Here is a 20,024-nt window from a genome sequence, read left to right as displayed (position 1 = left end):
TGAGGAGTATTAATCATTATATTGTATTGTTCCTTAAAGTATAAATAATAAGTATTTTTAAAGAAAACAGGTGAAAAAATGAGACAGAGCTTTTTCGGTTTAAATATTGCATTAAGCGGTCTTTATACCGCTCAGAAAAATTTGAATACTGTGAGCCATAACATATCCAATGCCACAACTCCCGGATATTCCAGGCAGCAGAACGTACAGACTGCCTCCAGGCCGCTCTCGGTTATGGACGGTACCGGTATGGTTGGTACCGGCTCTGAGGTAACAGGAGTAGACAGAGTCAGGGATACATATCTGGACTTCAAGTATTGGAGTGAAAATACCGCCAGCGGGGAGTGGAGCAAGAAACTGGAAAAGCTTTCGGAGCTTGAAGGCACGTTTAATGAACCGTCGGACAGCGGGTTTGTCAAGATAATGAATGATTTCTTTAATGCATATCAGGAACTTTCAAAGGACCCGTCAAGCTCAGCCGTAAGAGCACTGGTCAGGGAAAAGGGCGTAACCCTTGCCAAATATTTCAACAGTACTGCAACCCATTTTGAAAAAATGCAGGAAGATATAAATGATCAGATAAAAATAACGGTTGATCAGGTAAATTCACTGGCTTTTCAGATTCAGCAGCTAAATAAGCAGATATACAGTTTTGAGGTTCAGGGGCAGTCGGCAAATGATTTGAGGGACTCCCGGACGCTTTTGGTAGATCAGCTGTCCAAGCTGGTAAATATACAGGCTACCGAAGTTTCCTACGGTAAACTTCCTAACGGACAGGATGACATTCACTTTCTCATAACAGTGAGCGGAAAACCGCTGGTGGATCATTACAATGTAAGCAAGATGAAGGTTGAACAGAGAACGGACAAGTTGAACGCAGAAGACGTAGGAAACTTGTATGAGATAAAATGGGAAGACGGCAATACACTGAAGGTTACCGGAGGAGAGCTCAGGGGACTGCTGGATGTAAGGGACGGCAAGGACGGAGCACCGTCTGAGGACGGTTCGTCTACCACTCCTATTTATAAAGGTATACCCTATTACCAGAATAAATTAAACGAGTTTGTACGCGTCTTTGCTCTGGCCTTCAATGAGGGGTTGACCAGGGATGAATCAGGAAGCTGGGTCAACGGCGTAGGACATGTTGACGGTTATGGTCTTGATACCGAATTGAAGGATAGTATCCCACCATCCCAGAATGTTAGATTCTTCACCATGTTTGGTGATGGTGACAGACCCATATCCAGTGACAAGTTTGTGGATGGCTTGACATTGCCAACACCGCCGGCAGTACCAACAGCGGCAGAGAATGCCCTGATAGTGGAAAGGTATAACAGGATAACAGCCAAAAACTTTACAGTAGGCAGCGATGTAATGGACAATACCGATAAGATCGCAACTTCCGACACACCTGGCGAAAACGGTAATATTAATGTGTTGAACAAAATAATGGACATAAGATCAAATCAAAGTCTGTTTAAGGAAGGTGCTCCTGAGGACTTTATGAAATCCCTGGTAGCGGGGCTCGGTATTGACACCCAGCAGGCCGAGAGACTTTCTAAAGGACAGCTTGCCATTGTACAGCAGGTGGATAACAGAAGGATGTCGGTTTCCGGAGTTGAACTGAATGAGGAAATGACGAATATGGTAAGGTTCCAGCAGGCATATAATGCTGCTGCAAAGATGATAACAACGATGTCTGAAGTATACGATACGCTTATAAATAGATTGGGAGTAGGCTAAACACTAAAGATTGACCAAGTCAAAGATATATGGAGGCTGCAATGAGAATTACAAATAATATGATGATTGCCAATATGACAAGGAACCTCGGCAATAATCTTACCAGATTGAATAATTACCAGAACCAGCTTGATACAGGTAAGAAGATACAGGTGCCATCGGATGATCCTGTGGTTGCTGCAAGGGCCTTGAAGCTTAGAACAGATGTATCAAAGGTTGAACAGTACCAGAAAAATCTTGGGGATGCAGGCTCCTGGCTTGATGCCACAGATGTGACGCTGGGCAAAATAGGAGATGTTCTCCAAAAGGCCAGGGAACTTTCGGAGCAGGCGGCAAACGGGACGAATACTCCTGAAGAAACACAGAAGATAGGTTTGGAGTTAAAACAGCTGAGAGCCCAGCTGATACATTTGTCCAACTCCACCTATGCAGGAAGATATATCTTCTCAGGTTACAAAACAGATCAAAAATTAATTAATGACAATGAAAGCGATCCTAATTTCGGGAAGTTTATGATAAATGTTGATTCCACCAGGGAAAAAATATTTTATGAAATTGGTGTGGGGGACAGCATAAATATCAATATTGCTGGAGGAGATCTTTTCAACAGCGGTGGAAATGCTTCTAATCCGGGAAGCGGTGTTGCTACATCGGATATAGAAGATATTAATTATCCTCTGGACATTACTGCGGCCAATAATTCCATTACCGTTACTATTAACAATTTCGGAACACCGCAGACTGTAACGGCTGCTATTCCGGTATCCAATCCGCCTGTAGTTGAGTACAATACCCCTGTGCAGCTTGCGCAGGCAATAAAAACAGCTATAAATGCAGCAATAGTTCCGGACCCGGATCCGACCCTTCCGGCCAATCAGGGTATTGAAGTCACCATAGGAAACAATATGATAGAAATAAAAACTCAAATCAAGTCCGATACAGCGGCAGTTACATTTGATCAAACCGGCAGCTTGCTGTCAAGTATAGGGACCAAAGCGCCTGTGACTACAACAGGAGACATCGGCGATACGCCTGATATGATAAAGATGTTTGACAATATAATTGCAGATATGGATGAGGGAAACTTTAAGCAGATAAGTGATTTCCTTGATGTTTTTGACCAGCAGATATCAAATGTTTTAAGATGCAGGGCTGATGTGGGGGCAAGACAGAACAGAGTGGACCTGTCAACTGACAGAATGAGTATTGATTTGGTCAATTTCACGGATTTAATGAGTAAGAATGAAGATGTGGATGTTGCAGAAACTATAATGAACCTTAAAAACGAAGAAAATGTTTATCAGGCTTCATTGGCAGGTGGGGCAAGAATAATCCAACAGACCCTGGTAGACTTTTTAAGGTAGTTGTTTTCAAGTGAAATGCTGAAAATGTATTGTGGTAAAATGCAGGGAAAAGGAAGTCGGTTAATATAAGGAAATATCAACATAAGACAGGCTAAACACCCAGCCTGTCTTGTATTATAAAAGGTAGAGGTTGGCTTAAAAGATTTCATGTGCGTTTGTATTTAAAGCCAATCTGTGAATTTATGGCCGCTGTGCGGCTCAAGGCCATAATGTGGCTTGGGAGGTCAATATGGGGCTTACAATCAACACAACTCCGGCCAGGTATGAAATAAAAGTAACTCCTGCAAAGCTGGAATGGAAAACAAGGAATGCCGATCTGAGAATAACGCAAAAACCCCCGCTGATACAAATCGATACCGAACAGCCATTGCTTAAGATTGACCAGTACCAGTGTTTTGCGGAAGAGGGCCTCAAGAACAATTTAGATCAGGCAAGGGATAGTGCCAGAAAAGGGTATGCAAATCTTATGAAATATATAGCCAAGGAGGCACAGGACGGTGATGCCATGGCTAAAATAGGTCATAAGGCAAACATAATGCTCGATATTATCAGAAAAGAATCCGTGACCATGCATGAGTTCGGTCTGGGCTCAATGCCCACGTCCAGACCCAAAGTGGAGCTTATACGCGGAAGCTTGAAGCTGGAGGCGGCGGAGCGGAACAACCCCGGTGAAATTAACGGGGTATCGGGTACTTATGTTGCAGGAGATATTGATTTCAGGTATACTCCCTGGAATGTTGATATGCGGATGCTATCATACGGTTCAATAGATGTTAAATATACCGGCAGTAATGTAGATGCGTATATTTAGATGTAAATATGTGTATAAAAATAAGGTTTTCTGATGTACTTAAACAGTAAGAGCGTTATAATATTGATGTAAAGAGTACATTTTGTTGACGGAGGATTTATTATGTTTATTGAAACAACCCATTTTGGAAAAATAGAGATAGACCAGGCTGATATTTTGAACTTTGAAGAGGGAATAATAGGTTTTGAGGATGTTAAGCAGTTTGGAATAATAGACAGCGAGGACCCGGAGTCACCTTTCAAGTGGATACAGGCAATTGACAAACCTGAGCTGGCTTTTGCATTGGTAGATCCCTTTAAGATAAAAAAGGACTACGATTTTGATTTGAAGGATGAGGCTGTTGAGTATCTTGGAGTCAAGGATGCTTCAGAGTTAATGGTGTTTTCCATTGTTGTGGTTCCGGAGGATATAAAAAAAATCAGTATGAACCTTAAGGCACCTTTAATCATAAACAGGACAAATAATAAAGCTGCTCAGATAATTCTTGATACGGATAAGTACACTGTAAGACATTTCATACTGGATGAACTCCAGAAACAGGAGGTATAACAATGCTGGTACTTTCTCGGAAAAAGGATCAAGGGATAATCATTGGTGAAAATATTGAGCTGACAATTATTGAAATACAGGGCGACCAGGTGAGGATTGGAATCAAAGCGCCAAAAAATGTTCCCATCTACCGCGAGGAAATCTTCCTGGAAATTCAGAATGAGAACAAAAAGGCTGCGAACACCGGTGTTGTGAAGCTTGAAGATATTATTAAGAAAAAGGACTGAATATTTACAAAATAAAATTAAATTTTTCAAAAAAAGCTATAAAGTCTAAGGAAATTCTTCCGATATTATAATAGAGAAAAGAACTTATTTCTGGTTTTCAGGTATTTTTTAGATATTTTAAGTGTTGCAGTTCCCGGGATCTGTAAGCTTATTATATAAATTATCAATTATAGTGTGAAAAAGGAAGTTCACACTAAAACCTTAAAATTCAAGGAGGATTTTTATTATGAGAATTAATCACAATCTTATGAGCATGAACACCAACAGACAGTTGGGTGTAAACAGAGGCGCTACTCAGAAGTCACTGGAAAAGTTATCATCAGGCCTCAGAATCAACAGAGCTGGAGATGACGCCGCTGGTTTGGCTATATCTGAAAAAATGAGAGGTCAGATCAGAGGTTTGGACCAGGCTTCAAGAAACTCATCAGACAGTATATCACTCATCCAGACTGCTGAAGGTGCTTTGAATGAAACTCACTCAATTCTGCAAAGAATGAGAGAACTTTCCGTTCAGGCAGCTAATGACACAAACACCGATGACGACAGAAAGGAACTTCAGGCTGAGGTAGATCAGTTAATAGCTGAAATTGACAGAATAGGAAACACTACTGAATTCAACACCAAGAAATTACTTGATGGAAGTGCGGAAGGCGTATATGGAGCTGTTGACGGAACTGCAAAATTAAATAACAATTCAGCTGCGCTAGTATCCCTGACCGGTGCTGATTCCATGGCTTCAGTTTCCGCTGCCGCTAAAACCGGAAGTGATTACAATGGTTCTATTACAATTGTTGCGGTTGGTGAAAGCACCGGCTTTGTTGCATCCAACTATCTGGTAATAGGAGCTGATGGAACTTCCAAGACTATTGATGCATCTTCCCTGGTTTCAGGTTCAGGATCACAGATAACTATTTCAGCATCAGTTCTTGGAGCAGATACGGCGTTAAACGTAAATCTTTTGTCTATGCAGGCCGGTGAAAGTATGACGTTGGTATTTAATGAAGCAAAAGGCGCAAGTGACAGCATAAACGAATCTATTATGGCTCAGATTGGAGCAAATGCAGGTCAGAGCATGTTTATTTCAATATCGGATATGAAATCACAGGCACTGGGTGTTAACAGTATTAAGGTTGATGATAAGTGGAAAGCATCCAATTCAATTGAAACTGTTAATAATGCTATTTCCAAGGTGTCGCATCAGAGATCAGCGCTTGGTGCTATACAGAACAGACTTGAGCATACTATAAATAACCTGGATACCGCTTCCGAAAACCTGCAGGCTTCAGAATCACGTATCCGTGATGTAGATATGGCCAAGGAAATGACTGAGTACACTAAGAATAACATTCTTACTCAGGCAGCTCAGGCTATGCTTGCTCAGGCAAATCAGCAGCCGCAGAGTGTTCTCCAGTTATTGCAATAATTATTTTTTTAAAAGGAGGCATGGTAATATACTATGCCTCCTTTTAATATTAAATTAAAAATAAATGAAGTATTATTTTTGATTTCGCTTTGTCCAGCATGTTTGTGACAATTATAATTTCCGGGGTGTATAAAAGTGAAAATAACAGCTTGTTCTATTGTGAAAAATGAAGAAAAAAATATCGGAAGGTCTATTGAAAGCTATAAAAGTACTGTTGATGAGATTATTATCGTTGACACAGGCTCAACTGACAATACGGTTGAGATATGTGAAAAATATGGAGCAAAGGTTTTACATTTCAAATGGAACGATAATTTTTCGGATGCAAAAAATTTAGCTATTGAACATGCAACAGGGGACTGGATAATTTTTTTGGACGCTGACGAATGGTTTGTTCCTGCCTTAAAGAGAAGCAACGTTATGAATATTGTAAGGCAGGCCGGACATGTTGCCGAAGGCTTCATTTTTACCATGAAACAGATTGACCATAGTAAGAAGGAAGAATGCTTTGTAACAGACGGAGTTACAAGAATCTTTAGAAACTTGCCCGACATAAGGTATAAGGGAAGTATCCATGAAAGAATAAAAAGAGGTGACAGGGAGCTGATACTGGCAAGATGCCCCGACTTGTTTATTTATCATTCTGGATATTCAAGCGAGCTTCTGGAGCAAAAGGCAAAAAGAAATCTGGACTTGCTGAATAATGTATATAAAAATGGGGAAAAAGATACAATTTTATATTACTTCTTATTAAGAGAGAATTATTCTTCTCATAATTACAAAGATGCTTTAAAATTTGTGGAATTATTCCAGCAACAGGATGATGTCGAGCATATAATTAAAAATTACAGTTCCGCCATTTGTTTCTATGAATATGCATATGGCGTTATGAAGAATGTACCTGATGAGGTTACACGCGAAGAAATAATGAATTTGCTGAATAAAGCATATGAAAAATATCCTGAGGTCCCCACGCACAGTTATCTGTTAGGCCGTGAGGCTATGGACAATAATCTGGATGAGGAAGCAAAAACGTGGTTGGGAAAAGCGCTTGAATTAAATAAGAATTACACAGGTACATTTTCAAATTCATTTCCTTCATATATATCCGATACCTACTTTAGACTCGGCTTGATTAATCAGCTTAAAGGAAAGCAGGAAGCTGCTTTGGAATACTACGTTTACTCATTAAAATACGCAGTAGTTAAAAAGTATGCTCCAATAATACAAAATACTTTGAGCATTATCGGAAAAGAGAATGAAAAGGAAATAATAGTTTTCCTTAACAGCATATTGGATATAGGGAAAAAAGAAGTACTTGAAGAGATATTATCAGTACTTCGGAACACGAGACTGTATAAGGCTTTTTTATACTATGCAGTAAAATATAACAGGGAATTCGACGGGCAGAATGAAAATACATACATTGCCATGATATTGACAGGACAAGCGGAATTGGCTGTCGATACAGCAATTAAGGGAAGCTTGAATTATAAACCTGATTATAATAAAGGAGATCAGATTTATAATGGGTGCAGTGATAGTCCCGAAAAATACAATTGGCATTTGGACTATGCACTTATGGGAATACTTTATTGTAGAGATATGGAATTGTTTGAAAAATACCAGTTGTTTTTTGATGATACAACCAAAGAAATTATTGTGGCCTATATATCTGGAAATAAAATAACAAACCTGACCAATGAAATTTTAGAGCTGCACAATAAAATATTTTTACTGATATTTAATATTATACCGGAAAAAGAATTGGCAGCCTTCAGAGGTATTATTTAGATCATTCACAGGTATGACTCAGTATGGATTAGGTTTGTTATAGTGGGGGTTAAGGTTTAAAACTGTTAAGTGAAATGTGTATATTTAAATAGTGCTAAATATATATATGCGATATCCCGATAATTTTATTAGAAAGTTATTAGTGGAGGTTATGAGATATGAAAGTAAATAACAATGATATTTCCAGTTCCAACATCACAATAAACAGTATCAAAGCTGCACAACTGGCAGAATCGGTCAAAAAAGTAAGGAACGATGAAGCTAATGGCAGCATTCATTCAAATAAGGAATGGTCTCAAGCCAACATTAAAAATATATCTCAATTAAATGAATACGACAAAGATAATATGCCCGTATCGGAAAGAGTTGTTATTGAAGCAATACAAAAGGCTAACAAGGCAATTCTGGGAGGCAACCGGAGATTTGAATTCTCAATTCATGAACAGACAAATGAAATTGTTGTTAAAGTATATAACTCCGAAACTGACGAGCTGATAAGAGAAATTCCGAATGAGAAAATATTAGATATGGTTGCAAAAATCTGTGAGATGGCGGGTTTATTTGTGGATGAAAGAAGGTAGGTAGATAATATGGCGACAAACGGAATAACTAATGCACTTAATACCAGACTGAGATTGACGGGTATTGCATCAGGACTGGACACCGATACATTAATAAAGCAGATGATGGCCAGAGAACAAGCTAAGTTGGATAAAATATTGGCTAAGAGAGAAATTGACTTATGGAAAACAGATGCATATAGAGAGGTTACTTCAACACTGCAAAGCTTTTACAAAGAATATTTTGACACTCTTTCATCCAAGAATCTGAAGTCATCAAATAATTTCTCGAGTTTTTCAGCAACATACAGTGCTGCAAGTTCATCGGATTTTGTAGCAGTTACGCCTGGCGCCAATGCTAAGATAGGGAATTACACTATTACCGAAATGACTATGGCAAAGGCTGCTTCCCTTACCTCAGGCGGCAATTCCGGAGTTACCGGCAGTGCAATAGGTCTTGGAATAAATAAGAATTTTTTAAAAGATCCAAACGGTCCTGATGATTCATCAAATTGGACTACGATTTGCAGTGCCAATAACAATAATGTATTATCGATTACTTTCAACAATATAACAAAAAAGATAACATTGCCCGATTCTCCGGCCACGCTTAATTCGTTGGAAATAGATGATACAAATCCCCAGGGGGGGTATCTGGAACAAGTTCAATCGGCTGTCGACAGTGCTTTCGGCGCGGGTAAAATATCAGTAGGCAACAGTACGGAGGGGATAAAGTTCACTACGGTAAGAACTACCGATTCCTTTCAGATTAACAGTGTATACAATAATGGCGCCGGTGAATTGTTTAGTGCTAAACCCACAGAAAAAGCCCCATTTGCTGTAGGCGCAGATAATAACAAGTTTAAAATTAAGATTGGCGCTGAGGAGAAAACTGTAGCAGTTGCTTATGGTACATACAAGAGTGCCGGAGATCTGGCCGCAGCAATCCAAATGTCTGTAAATGCGGTATTTGGTTCTCCGCCCGGAGCAGCTCCCGACATAACATTTTCCGGAGATACGGGTATTGTATCATATACAACAGGGACAACAGTAGCCGTAAGTAAACTTAAAATAGATGCAAATTCCGCACTGGGGCTGGATCCGACAAAGACAGCTATGGGCAATAAAGTTGATTTGAAGGCAAATTTATTTAATACTGTAGGATCATTTAGATATGATACGGATGGTGATCAAAGTACAGATGAGGACAAACTTCCGCTTAGTTTTGCAGGTACGGCTGATGACATTGTGTTTACAATTAACGGCAAATACTTTAGGTTTAACTCCAAGAATACATCCTTAAATGATATAATGAGAACTGTTAACGCTGATACATCAGCCAATGTTTCAATGACATATGACGCAACTTCGGACAGGTTTACGATTGCTTCAAAAAGTACCGGTGCAACCAGCCGGGTTATTGTCAGTGACAAAACAGGCCATTTAATGAGTGCACTTGGGATTAGCCTGGATTCTGCAGTCAGCGGAAATGATGCAAGTATAAAGATTAAAGGTCTTGGCGGAAGCACTGATGAAATTGAAATCGTCAGAGACACTAACTCATTTTCATATGACGGAATAAATTTTAACATCAAGCAGAATTTTAAGGAGGGGGTCACCCAAACTGATCCCATCAAGTTTGCCGTCGTCGTAGATACCACTAAAACATTCGACTATGTAAAAACCTTCGTTGAAAAGTATAATGAGGTGATTGGAAAACTTAACGACAAAATTGGTGAAGAAGTATATCGTAGTTATACTCCGTTAACTGATGAGCAGAAAGAGGCAATGAGTGAGGATCAGATTGAAAAGTGGGAGGAGAAGGCCAAGTCGGGGCTCTTGAGGAATGACAGCATAATATCAGGTACATTATCTCAGCTCAGATCCGCATTGTACGCTGCGGTTGAAGGAACAGGAATAACGCTGTCTTCCATAGGAATAACTACCTCTTCAAATTATGAAGATAAGGGTAAACTTATTATAGATGAGGACAAATTAAAGGATGCACTGGCTAACAAGCCTCAGGAAGTTGCCAATCTGTTTACAAGTACTTCAGATGTAACCTACTATGATAGTATGAATAATTCTATATTGAGAAGCCAGAGATATAAAGAGTCGGGTATAGCCCAGCGCTTCTCGGATATTATACAGGATGCCATCAGAACAAATACTGATAATAATGGCTATAAAGGAGCTTTATTAGAAAAAGCGGGTATAATCGGAGACCGCTCGGAATATTTGAATACCTTATATAAGGAAATAAAAGAATTTGACAGCCAAATAACCGAGATGAATAAAAAGCTCATTGAAAAAGAAAATGCATTGTATGAAAAATTTGCCAAGATGGAATCGGCAATGGAGAAAATGAACTCACAGCAGAGCTGGTTAATGCAACAGTTTGGCAGCGGGTCATAAGTAAATGTATTCTTATAAATATAAACTAATTAGGAGGTTGCCGGCTAATGTTAACAAATAATGGTTATGACCAGTATAAATCAAATTCCATAAATACAGCAACTCCGGAAGAACTGACAATGATGCTGTATAATGGGTTGGTTAAGTTTTTGATGCAGGCACAGTCTGCGATTGATGCAAAAAATATTGAGAGAGCAAATAACAGCATTATTAAAGCACAAGCCATAATAATCGAGTTTATGACAACTCTGGATATGAATTATGAGGTTTCACAAAATCTGGAGTTACTATATGATTATATGTACAGGCAGCTTACTCAAGCCAATCTGAAAAAGGATAATGTTATAGTCGGAGATGTACTGGGGATGGCAAAGGAACTCAGGGATGCCTGGTCCCAGGCCATGAAGCTTGCCAAACACCCTGCACCTGTACAGGAAGTTATAGCTAAGTAATGAGTTTGTAAGTTATTCAAGGTAAATTGAACACCTCGTATACCTATTTCTGTATGCGGGGTTGTTTTGGCTTAATGAATGGAGGTAACCATGAACGCTGACCAATATATACAGAAGCTTTTAGAATTGTCGGAGAAAAAGCTTAACGGGTTAAGACAAATACTGAAGCTCACGGAGGAGCAGAGCGAAGTAATAACAGAAGATCAAGTTGATGAATTGCAGAAGATAATAGATTTGAAGCAGCAGCAGATGGATAGCATTGATGAACTTGATCAGGCGTTTGAGGTTTACTACTCCAGAGTTAAAACCGTACTCGGGGTTCAAAGCCTTGAGGAGGTCAGGATGTCGGAGCTTAATGGAGCTGCTGAGCTTAAACAAATAATTACAACCATATATGATATTATAAAGCAGATACAGAGACTGGAAGGTATGAACAACACAAAAGTCAGAGACATTCTTGACAAGCTTAGCAGTGAGATACGTCAGATAAAGCAGGGTCAGGCGGTTAATAACGGATATAACATTGGAAGCAAGTTACCGCAACAATCATATTACTTTGATAAGAAGAAATAGTTACTAATTAATTTATACCTAAGGGCGTGAAAAAAAGTGAAGGTTGTTATTCTGGCAGGCGGATATGGGACAAGAATCAGTGAAGAATCACACTTACGGCCAAAACCGATGATTGAAATCGGCGAAAAACCTATTCTGTGGCACATAATGAAGATATACTCGTACTATGGCTATAATGATTTTATTATTTGCCTTGGTTATAAAGGCTATATGATAAAGGAGTTTTTCGCTGACTATTATCTTCACACTTCTGATATAACTTTTGATTTTACTGAAAGCAATAAAATGGTTATTCATAATAATGTTGCAGAGCCATGGAAAGTAACATTGGTGGATACAGGTCTTAACACCCAAACAGGTGGTAGAATTAAAAGGATAGAGAAATACGTAAAAAATGAACCCTTTCTCTTTACATATGGTGACGGGGTTTCAGATATCAATATAAACAAGCTGATTGAATACCACAGAGAAAAAAAGGTTTTGGCTACAATGACTGCGATTCAACCCGGAGGAAGATTTGGTGTCCTTAATATTAACGACGATACAAATAAAATAGAATGTTTCACAGAAAAAGCGAAGGAAGACGGCGGGTGGATAAATGGAGGGTTTATGGTGTTGGAACCTGAAATATTCAGGTACATTGCCGGTGACAGTACTGTTTTTGAACGTGGTCCTATGGAAAATCTTGCCTTGGAGAGACGAATCGCAGCGTATAAACATTATGCTTTCTGGCAGTGTATGGATACACAGAGGGATAAATATGCACTTGAAAGACTTTGGGAATCCGGACAAGCACCTTGGAAGGTGTGGTAAAATATAAATAATTCACCAGTCAATTTAATCTAAATATTAAATATTAACAGATTATATTTTCTATTTGATATAAATTTTTAGCGAAATATGTCGATATAGTTATATAAGAGTATAGTATCAATGCCACATGGAAAGGTGGAAGCAGTTCTATGCGTTATGTTACTATTAGTATAATTATGCTCACATATAATCGGGAGAAATTCATTGAACGTGCCATAAAGTCCATTTTAGCTCAGGATTTTTCTGATTATGAATTTATAATTGTTGACAATGGTTCGACAGATCGCAGTGGAGCAATCGCAGATGAATATGCTTGCAAAGACCCTAGAATCAAGGTTGTCCACCGGGAACGGGGCAATATCGGCAGTGGCCGGAATGCCGGATTGGAAGCAGCACAAGGTGCATATATTACTTTTGCCGATGATGACGACGAATGTGCTCCCGATTACTTAAGCTTTTTATATAAATTGGCGGTGAATCATAAAGCAGATATCTCTATATGCGGTGTAGCAAAAGAAGAGAGCGGAGCTGTGATTTCGGACAGAGACCGTGATAATATAGCGGTAATGAGCGCAGAAGAGGCTATTATTGCTCTAATGTGGCGAAGGCGCTATAGCACGGGATTTCCTGCAAAGCTTATTTCAGCCGAGATGTTTAAGGATATCCGTTTTTCGGAAACGGGGCAATATGACGATATCCCTTTGCTTTATAAGATCCTGGCAAAAGCAGAGACTGTTGCATATCACGGATTACCCAAATATAAAGTTTACCGGCATGGGAGCAACAATTCATCAGCGACTACAAAAGATACGCATATAACGATAGACTACCTTAATGCATACAGGCAAGCATACCGTGAGAGAACTGAGTGGTTGTGCGAGCGATTCCCATACCGTGCTGATTATTGGTGGTATTTCGATTTTTCCTTTCAGATTTCGATGGTCAATAAAATCATATCAAATGGCCTGAAAGACTGCGAAGAACATCTGAAAGCTATGCGCTGCGAATTGGCCGAACACTATGCTGAATTCATGAACAGTACCTACATACTTGACTTTGAAAAGATTTGGATGGAGAATTATATCTTATGAAAAGGGTAGCAGATATTATTTATCAAAAGGCAAATAAGCGTGAAATTGTCCTGTACAGCTGCAGTGATATGTGTGAAGCATTACGCCGGATGCTTGAGAGCTATGGTTGTAAAGTTTCTTTTTTTGTAGACAGGAATCATACATTTTTCATGGATTTAAACGGTTCAGATAAGGGAGTGACAATTTATGGCTGAGAATATTATTGGAATTGTAGGTGGAATGGGAAGCTATGCCACATCACATTTTTTTAGAAAATAATTGATTCAGAGAAGTAATGGGACCTCCGCGCATTGTTGTGGATAATAATTGTGTTATGCCAAGTCGTGTCAGAGAAATTTGTTATTTGAATTTATGGCTTATTGATAATACTGAAATTATTAATTCTATATGGAGAAGGTATAATGTACAAAAATATAAAATACTCGTTTTTCTTTGATTTAGATGGTACAGTAACAGCACAGGAAATATTACCTGAAATAGCTAAAACCGTAGGTTTATATGAACAAATAAACGAATTGACTCAGCTCACTATTTCAGGAAAAATCCCTTTTGTTGAAAGTTTTTTATCAAGAGTAGAGATATTTAGAAACATTAAAATAAGTGATGTTAAAAATGTTGTAGAAAATATAAAATTGAACGAGAACATAGTTAGTTTTATACAAGAAAATAAGGAAAGTTGCTTTATAATCACAGGTAATCTTGATGTTTGGGTTAGTAGTCTGTGTGATAGAATTGGTTGCAGATACTTTACATCAAAAGCATTGTTATCTGAAGATGGTGATTATGTTAAAGGAGTGAATTATGTTCTCAATAAGGCGCATATTGCTAATAGTTTTGCCTCCCCATATGTTGCAATAGGAGATGGGAATAATGATGCTGAAATGGTGCGTTTCGCCAATATCGGTATTGCTTATGGGGGTGTTCACATGCCGGCTGTATCTGTAATGGATTGTGCTTCGCATGCGATTTTTCAGGAGGATAAATTATGCCAGTTTCTAAAACAGTTATTATAAGTTGTGCCGGTATGGGCTCCAGGCTTGGAATGAATATGACAAAGGCACTAATTAAGTTGCACGGAAAAACGCTAATAGAGTGGCAGCTTGATTTATTAAAAGATGTGGAAGATGTTAGAATTGTTGTAGGATACCAATACACACAAGTAATAGAAACGGTATTAAATAAAAGAAAAGATGTAATTTTTGTATTTAACCATGATTTTAGAAATACAGGAACTGCAGCTAGTTTTGTAAAAGGCGTCAAGAACACAAAGGAAGATAATTTAATTATTTCTTTAGATGGAGATTTATTAATACACCCTGAAGATCTAAAAAATGTATTAGAAAGTGATTATGAATTTGTGGGGGTATGTGATAAAAATTCTGAAGAACCAGTGTATGTTAATACTTATCTTGAAAATGGAATAGAAAAAGTAGGTTCTTTTTCAAAATTGAATGGGCAATACGAATGGACGGGATTGGCACAGATCTCTAACAAAAGGACGTTTAATGGGACAAGGCACGTGTATCAAATGATAGAGCCGTTTTTGCCAATTAGAATTTTAAAACTTCGCTCTCAAGAAATAGATACATACGCTGACTACGAAAATGCATTGAGATGGATTCAAAAATACTATCAGAGCAGTGAATATAACCTAAATACAAAATTATGAGAAAAATGAAATATGTTTCCGATTTTAGTTTAATTTTTAAATTATAAGATTACAATGATATACTAAAGTAATAAATTCATAGAAGAAGTCTATTTACAGCCTATACGGAATAGAGAAAGGTATACTATTATGAAACATATTATTTTTGGTGGATTTGATTATGCTGTCCGCTATGAAATGGATCAGGATGCAATATATAATGGTGTTGATTATTTTGTAGATAATGATACTGACCTAATTGGGACAACATATCTTGGAAAAGAAATTAAACATCCTAACGCACTTTTAAGTGAAAACAAAGAAGATATTCTTATTTTAATCGGATCAATAGTTTATCGCACAGAAATTGCATTTCAACTTAAAGATATGGGGTTTGAAGAGGGAAAACATTTTATATGGGGAATAGCCTTTGTGGGAGATAATGAGTGCAGGCGTTTGTGGAAACATATTGAATGGAACGATAATCCTGTAGGGAGAAATGCATGTGAGAATAATGAATATGCTCTATCACGGCTAGGTATTGCCGCTAAGTTAATTGATTGGACAGGAATTGAAACTTTGATTGATATGGGAGCGTCAAATGAAAGGGTTAGAGTTTTTATTCCAAAGGATATACAATACGTTCCGGTTGACTATATTACTTTTACCGATGAAACTGTTTTATGTGATTTTAATAAATATGAATTTCCGTTAAAAGTCTATGACCCTGATACTACATGTATTCTTTCAATGGGCAACCTAGGCTATTGCAAGGATTGGCAGTGGTATTTACGTACTGTAAGTGAGAATTGTACTTGCTTTATTTTAGGGCATGATGATTTTCCACGAGTATCTCGTGAATATAGAAGAACCAATTGGACCCGATATAACGCATTGTTTGATCATGAGATTATTCAATATATGTTAGGCTTAGGATTTGATTTAAAAGATGCAGTGGATTTCCGCTTACATACAACAGTTTATAAATTTGAGAAAAGGATTTGACCGTGCAAGAAAAAAATTAAAATATTTGGCTATGTTATAAAGGAGGCTTTTATGATTTACAATTACCCACACCCGGAATATTTTAGCGATTGGGAAAAACCTGATTTTCCTGGATATAAAGGTAATCTTGTCCTTTGGGGCGCAGGAAAAGTCGGTGGCGTGGCAGCTCATTGTCTTAAAAAGCAAGGAATAGAATTTATGGCTTTTTGCGACATAGCTAGAGATAAATGGGGAACAACCTTTTGTGACCATAAGATAATTTCTCCCGAAGAACTTAAACGGAACCATCAGGATGCAGTTATTATAATTACCTCTTCTTTTCATAACAGTATAGAGGAGGAATTAAGAAAGTATGGATTTACAAAAGTGTTTGACTGTACATCTTTATTTATGATGATTGACTTTAGTTCCTATAACTTCTGGATGGAAATTGATTATGCTGTGAGGGTTATTGAGCAATATCTTGCGGCAGTATTAGAACAAAAGGCAAATAATCAAGTTATAGATCAGATATTCTTAAATATCACAACCAAATGCTCCTTGCGCTGTAAGCATTGTTCAACGATTATTCCATACATTTCATCACCATGCCATTATAATTCACAGAAAATACTAGGGGATGTTACACGTATTTTGGATGCACTGGGACATATCAGAGTCGTTGATTTTTATGGGGGTGAGCCATTACTTCATCCTGACCTGCCATATATGATAAAAAGCCTTTCTGAAGAAAAACGCATTGATCGCATTTATGCTATTACCAATGGAACTATTATTCCAAACGATGATCTTATTGAAGCAATGAAAGCTGAAAAAAGGTTTTCGATGCGCATTTCACATTATGGCGCACTTTCAACAAAAGTTGATACCATAAAAAATATATTGGATAAGAACTGTATCAAATACGAAGTTACAAACTATACTTATTGGGATGAGGGCCCTAAATTCGGATATCTTGATTCAACAGAAGAAGAGTTAGTCTCAAAGTTTAAACATTGTACAGCATGTAATGTATTGATGATCCAAAATGGGAAAATATCACTTTGTTCTCCGGGAAGTGTTATGAATAATATGAACGTAGTATCAGATACGCCAAGTGATTATGTGGATTTGTCGGACAATGAATCTGCTGAGGAATTAAGAGATAGGATTTTGAATTTTAGAGCTCGTTCAAAAACCGGTGAGTATTTTAAGTTTTGCAAGTATTGTTTTGGTAATCATTGTTCCCAGTTTGAGAATAAGGTTCCCGTAGCTGAGCAGACTAAAGAGCTTTTATTAATTGATAAATTTTATTAAGGAGGAGTTAATGGAACAGTTAAATTTACCAATGGTTAATTTAACTCCAACTATGCGCTGTAACTTGAGGTGCCGGTTATGCGGTGTACTCGTACCGCAATATGAATACCGTCCACACATGACAGTGGAGGAGTTTTCAAGGACATTAAAGGCTATATTTGAAGTGGTTGACCATGTTGAAAAGCTGCAGATTACCGGAGGTGAGCCATTATTGCATACCGAATTACCCAAAATGCTGGAACTTTGCTTTGAGTATGTTTCGCAATTTGATACGCTTTGGATTTTTACAAATTGTGCTGTACCTATAAAGCCGCAATTAATGGAGGTTCTGGAAGAATACAAGGACCGTGTGTTTGTACATGCAAGTGATTACGGTGTAAAACCGAATATAAGTATTGAGTTGCAAAGGACTCTTGAAGAAAATAAGATTCCCTTCAAATATTTGAAATATTTCGGAGATGAGCAATATTATAACGGTTGGGTAGACCAAGGTGATTTTATTCAGCAAGGACGTACCGAAACGGAATTGAAGCAGGTATTTTCTAAATGCTCACATGTTAACCGCGGAGGGTCATGGTATGTACGCGGTGGACAAATGCACTGGTGCGGCCGTTCTATACGCGGGGCTGAAGTTGGTAAAATTCCGGTTCGTGATGAAGATTACCTGGATATATTTGTCGGCGATATTGAAGAACGAAAAGACAAGTTGCGTCAATTAATGAAAGCCGAGCAAATTATTGCTTGCGATTATTGTAACGGATACTACGGCACAGAAGATATGTCAAAGCGTGTGCCTGCAGGGAGGCAGATATGATATGCTGAAAGCACTTATTGTGGCGGCTGATTCGGTTGAACCAAATATAATTTTAAAAAACAAAGAATTATTTCCTACATTCAACCGGTTAATAGAACAAGGTGTATCATCAGCTTATTCTGCTTATGTGCAAAAGGGATACTACGGTTCATATTCGTCTGAACAAAATTGGGCTTCAATTTATACCGGATTTGAACCTGGAGAGCACCAAATAAATACTTCAAACGTACGTGGAGAGATCCGTCAACCCGTTATGAATGATTTTGATGAACTGCAGCCATTTTGGGAAGTTTTAAATGAATATGGGCTGAGTGTCGGGTTGTGGGCGGCAGTTGCCTGTGATTCGCCTGTGCCGATCAATGGTTATACAGTGGCTGTTGGATATGAGACTATTAATACACCTATTCATAATCGCGAAGCACCTCGGCATATTCAGTTTTGTACTAAAGATATTTCTGTGGCTTACTGCCTTAATGGAGAGCCGCCCCCACGTTTGTACCCTAAAACTCTTGCACAGCAAGGGTATAGCTTTGAAGAGTTAAAAAGGAATCCAAGTTTAGCCGAAGAAGCAGTTTCAAAATATTGTTTTCAGGATGCGCTGCCCAATTTTAAAGCGGAATTAGACTACTGGAGCACTGCTATTATGCGTACTCAAGCTGAACATCCGGTTGACGTGTTATATTTATTTACTCCTACTACCGACCTTATTGCACACTGCAGCATGTGTTGTGACAATAATCCTGTGCTGCTGTCAGCTTATCAAATGCTGGATGAGACTATGGGGGAATTGATTGATGCTCTGAAGCCTGAAATTTCCATCTTCTTATCAGACCATGGGCAGCAGAATTTCAAGGATTTAATTCCATGCTCTGATAAAGCAGTTCAAAAGGAGGCATTTGCAGCCCGTGATGATGTTTTGTGGCTTCAAAACGGGTATATTGCTTTTGAGGCACATAATGGAGCCTTGCTGTTTACCGCTCACGCTCTGAAAGGTACTTTCATCGCTGCCGGAAAAGGCATCCGCCCTGCTTCAATATCAGGAATGAGAACAGTAGATATCTATCCGACTCTTCTGGAAATGTTTGATATTCAAATTCCTGAGTGCAGATTCGGCTTCGTGATGGATGTATTTGATAAAGAGGTTATCAACGAAGAGAAATTATATAAACCAAATGCTATCAAGCGAAAATCAATAGGGCTTTTGCAGACTCACTCTGTAAGTATAACGGATATTGTGATAAACGAGTTGTATATTGCCAACCGTTTCGCCGATATTACAGTGATTGGCATAGCCAAATATGAGGAGATTTTTCTGGGGAATCCACGGGTTGCCGGTTTTGTGCCGTTTGATAATTTTAAAATGAGCGATTATGATGAGGTATACTGCGGATATTATGATGATGTCAATAAACAAATGTACCATACACGGATTTTTTGAGGAGGTAA

General features: G+C 38.3%; 20 protein-coding genes. All 20 read left to right on the top strand.

The genetic code is table 11. The features are described from left to right. Nucleotides 1-78: 78 nt before the first annotated feature. The 20 genes from flgK (at nt 79) to T344_RS0120520 (ending at nt 20,016) form a co-directional block, all read left to right on the top strand. Nucleotides 79-1,743 carry a flagellar hook-associated protein FlgK gene (gene flgK, locus T344_RS0120615; RefSeq protein WP_027630258.1) on the top strand — a complete coding sequence of 555 codons (1,665 nt, stop codon included), beginning with the start codon at nt 79-81 and terminating at the stop codon, nt 1,741-1,743. Nucleotides 1,744-1,784: 41 nt separating this feature from the next. Continuing rightward, a complete protein-coding gene (flgL, locus tag T344_RS30550; RefSeq protein ID WP_117407531.1) occupies nt 1,785-3,107 on the top strand; it encodes a flagellar hook-associated protein FlgL in 1,323 nt (440 codons plus the stop codon). Between the two features lie 229 nt (nt 3,108-3,336). Next, nucleotides 3,337-3,918, top strand: coding sequence for a DUF6470 family protein (locus T344_RS0120605; RefSeq protein WP_027630257.1), 582 nt, complete (start codon nt 3,337-3,339; stop codon nt 3,916-3,918). Nucleotides 3,919-4,020: 102 nt separating this feature from the next. Continuing rightward, a complete protein-coding gene (gene fliW, locus T344_RS0120600) occupies nt 4,021-4,467 on the top strand; it encodes a flagellar assembly protein FliW (RefSeq protein WP_027630256.1) in 447 nt (148 codons plus the stop codon). A 2-nt stretch (nt 4,468-4,469) separates the two neighbouring features. Then, complete coding sequence (csrA, locus tag T344_RS0120595; protein ID WP_027630255.1) at nt 4,470-4,694, top strand: carbon storage regulator CsrA; 225 nt, start codon at nt 4,470-4,472, stop codon at nt 4,692-4,694. Nucleotides 4,695-4,920: 226 nt separating this feature from the next. After that, entirely contained in the window at nt 4,921-6,117 is a 1,197-nt protein-coding gene (locus tag T344_RS0120590) for a flagellin N-terminal helical domain-containing protein (protein ID WP_027630254.1), read from the top strand. A gap of 135 nt (nt 6,118-6,252) precedes the next feature. Next, nucleotides 6,253-7,911 (top strand): tetratricopeptide repeat-containing glycosyltransferase family 2 protein, encoded by a 1,659-nt coding sequence (locus T344_RS30020; protein WP_051572100.1) that lies wholly within the window; start codon nt 6,253-6,255, stop codon nt 7,909-7,911. 158 nt (nt 7,912-8,069) lie between these two features. Then, a complete protein-coding gene (locus T344_RS0120580) occupies nt 8,070-8,492 on the top strand; it encodes a flagellar protein FlaG (RefSeq protein ID WP_027630253.1) in 423 nt (140 codons plus the stop codon). A 9-nt stretch (nt 8,493-8,501) separates the two neighbouring features. Continuing rightward, on the top strand, nt 8,502-10,886 hold the full coding sequence (gene fliD, locus T344_RS0120575; protein ID WP_027630252.1) for a flagellar filament capping protein FliD: 2,385 nt from the start codon (nt 8,502-8,504) through the stop codon (nt 10,884-10,886). A 47-nt stretch (nt 10,887-10,933) separates the two neighbouring features. Then, nucleotides 10,934-11,338: a flagellar export chaperone FliS gene (gene fliS / locus T344_RS0120570; protein WP_027630251.1), complete on the top strand. Its 405-nt coding sequence runs from the start codon at nt 10,934-10,936 to the stop codon at nt 11,336-11,338. Nucleotides 11,339-11,428: 90 nt separating this feature from the next. Beyond that, nucleotides 11,429-11,911, top strand: coding sequence for a flagellar protein FlgN (locus T344_RS0120565; RefSeq protein ID WP_027630250.1), 483 nt, complete (start codon nt 11,429-11,431; stop codon nt 11,909-11,911). Nucleotides 11,912-11,947: 36 nt separating this feature from the next. After that, on the top strand, nt 11,948-12,724 hold the full coding sequence (rfbF, locus tag T344_RS0120560) for a glucose-1-phosphate cytidylyltransferase (RefSeq protein ID WP_027630249.1): 777 nt from the start codon (nt 11,948-11,950) through the stop codon (nt 12,722-12,724). Nucleotides 12,725-12,873: 149 nt separating this feature from the next. Beyond that, nucleotides 12,874-13,815, top strand: a complete 942-nt coding sequence (locus T344_RS0120555; RefSeq protein ID WP_027630248.1) for a glycosyltransferase family 2 protein — start codon at nt 12,874-12,876, stop codon at nt 13,813-13,815. After that, complete coding sequence (locus tag T344_RS0120550) at nt 13,812-14,009, top strand: hypothetical protein (protein WP_027630247.1); 198 nt, start codon at nt 13,812-13,814, stop codon at nt 14,007-14,009. Before T344_RS0120555 ends, T344_RS0120550 begins: the two co-directional genes overlap by 4 nt. Before the next feature lie 207 nt (nt 14,010-14,216). Beyond that, a complete protein-coding gene (locus T344_RS0120545) occupies nt 14,217-14,828 on the top strand; it encodes an HAD-IB family phosphatase (protein WP_034862503.1) in 612 nt (203 codons plus the stop codon). Further along, entirely contained in the window at nt 14,801-15,484 is a 684-nt protein-coding gene (locus tag T344_RS0120540; protein ID WP_027630245.1) for a phosphocholine cytidylyltransferase family protein, read from the top strand. Before T344_RS0120545 ends, T344_RS0120540 begins: the two co-directional genes overlap by 28 nt. Nucleotides 15,485-15,613: 129 nt before the next feature. Next, nucleotides 15,614-16,468 (top strand): hypothetical protein, encoded by an 855-nt coding sequence (locus T344_RS0120535; protein ID WP_027630244.1) that lies wholly within the window; start codon nt 15,614-15,616, stop codon nt 16,466-16,468. Between the two features lie 51 nt (nt 16,469-16,519). Further along, complete coding sequence (locus tag T344_RS0120530; RefSeq protein WP_027630243.1) at nt 16,520-17,764, top strand: radical SAM protein; 1,245 nt, start codon at nt 16,520-16,522, stop codon at nt 17,762-17,764. A 10-nt stretch (nt 17,765-17,774) separates the two neighbouring features. Next, nucleotides 17,775-18,578, top strand: coding sequence for a radical SAM protein (locus T344_RS0120525; RefSeq protein WP_027630242.1), 804 nt, complete (start codon nt 17,775-17,777; stop codon nt 18,576-18,578). A 1-nt stretch (nt 18,579) separates the two neighbouring features. After that, on the top strand, nt 18,580-20,016 hold the full coding sequence (locus T344_RS0120520; protein WP_027630241.1) for an alkaline phosphatase family protein: 1,437 nt from the start codon (nt 18,580-18,582) through the stop codon (nt 20,014-20,016). Nucleotides 20,017-20,024 lie beyond the last annotated feature (8 nt).

It is taken from the genome of Ruminiclostridium cellobioparum DSM 1351 = ATCC 15832 (assembly GCF_000621505.1).
Classification (GTDB): Bacteria; Bacillota; Clostridia; order Acetivibrionales; family DSM-1351; genus Ruminiclostridium; species Ruminiclostridium cellobioparum.
The sequence above is the reverse complement of the archived record's forward strand: the minus strand, read 5'-3'. Positions and strand labels throughout refer to the sequence as shown.

Excerpts from the sequence above, each read along its gene's own strand:
- T344_RS0120545 (WP_034862503.1), top strand. The coding sequence starts at position 14,217 with ATGTACAAAAATATAAAATACTCGTTTTTCTTTGATTTAGATGGTACA.
- T344_RS0120530 (WP_027630243.1), top strand. The coding sequence starts at position 16,520 with ATGATTTACAATTACCCACACCCGGAATATTTTAGCGATTGGGAAAAA.
- T344_RS0120540 (WP_027630245.1), top strand. The coding sequence starts at position 14,801 with ATGCCAGTTTCTAAAACAGTTATTATAAGTTGTGCCGGTATGGGCTCC.
- fliD (WP_027630252.1), top strand. The coding sequence starts at position 8,502 with ATGGCGACAAACGGAATAACTAATGCACTTAATACCAGACTGAGATTG.
- T344_RS0120520 (WP_027630241.1), top strand. The coding sequence starts at position 18,580 with ATGCTGAAAGCACTTATTGTGGCGGCTGATTCGGTTGAACCAAATATA.
- csrA (WP_027630255.1), top strand. The coding sequence starts at position 4,470 with ATGCTGGTACTTTCTCGGAAAAAGGATCAAGGGATAATCATTGGTGAA.
- flgL (WP_117407531.1), top strand. The coding sequence starts at position 1,785 with ATGAGAATTACAAATAATATGATGATTGCCAATATGACAAGGAACCTC.
- T344_RS0120565 (WP_027630250.1), top strand. The coding sequence starts at position 11,429 with ATGAACGCTGACCAATATATACAGAAGCTTTTAGAATTGTCGGAGAAA.
- T344_RS0120555 (WP_027630248.1), top strand. The coding sequence starts at position 12,874 with ATGCGTTATGTTACTATTAGTATAATTATGCTCACATATAATCGGGAG.
- T344_RS0120535 (WP_027630244.1), top strand. The coding sequence starts at position 15,614 with ATGAAACATATTATTTTTGGTGGATTTGATTATGCTGTCCGCTATGAA.
- fliS (WP_027630251.1), top strand. The coding sequence starts at position 10,934 with ATGTTAACAAATAATGGTTATGACCAGTATAAATCAAATTCCATAAAT.
- T344_RS0120550 (WP_027630247.1), top strand. The coding sequence starts at position 13,812 with ATGAAAAGGGTAGCAGATATTATTTATCAAAAGGCAAATAAGCGTGAA.
- fliW (WP_027630256.1), top strand. The coding sequence starts at position 4,021 with ATGTTTATTGAAACAACCCATTTTGGAAAAATAGAGATAGACCAGGCT.
- T344_RS0120580 (WP_027630253.1), top strand. The coding sequence starts at position 8,070 with ATGAAAGTAAATAACAATGATATTTCCAGTTCCAACATCACAATAAAC.
- T344_RS0120605 (WP_027630257.1), top strand. The coding sequence starts at position 3,337 with ATGGGGCTTACAATCAACACAACTCCGGCCAGGTATGAAATAAAAGTA.
- T344_RS0120590 (WP_027630254.1), top strand. The coding sequence starts at position 4,921 with ATGAGAATTAATCACAATCTTATGAGCATGAACACCAACAGACAGTTG.
- T344_RS0120525 (WP_027630242.1), top strand. The coding sequence starts at position 17,775 with ATGGAACAGTTAAATTTACCAATGGTTAATTTAACTCCAACTATGCGC.
- flgK (WP_027630258.1), top strand. The coding sequence starts at position 79 with ATGAGACAGAGCTTTTTCGGTTTAAATATTGCATTAAGCGGTCTTTAT.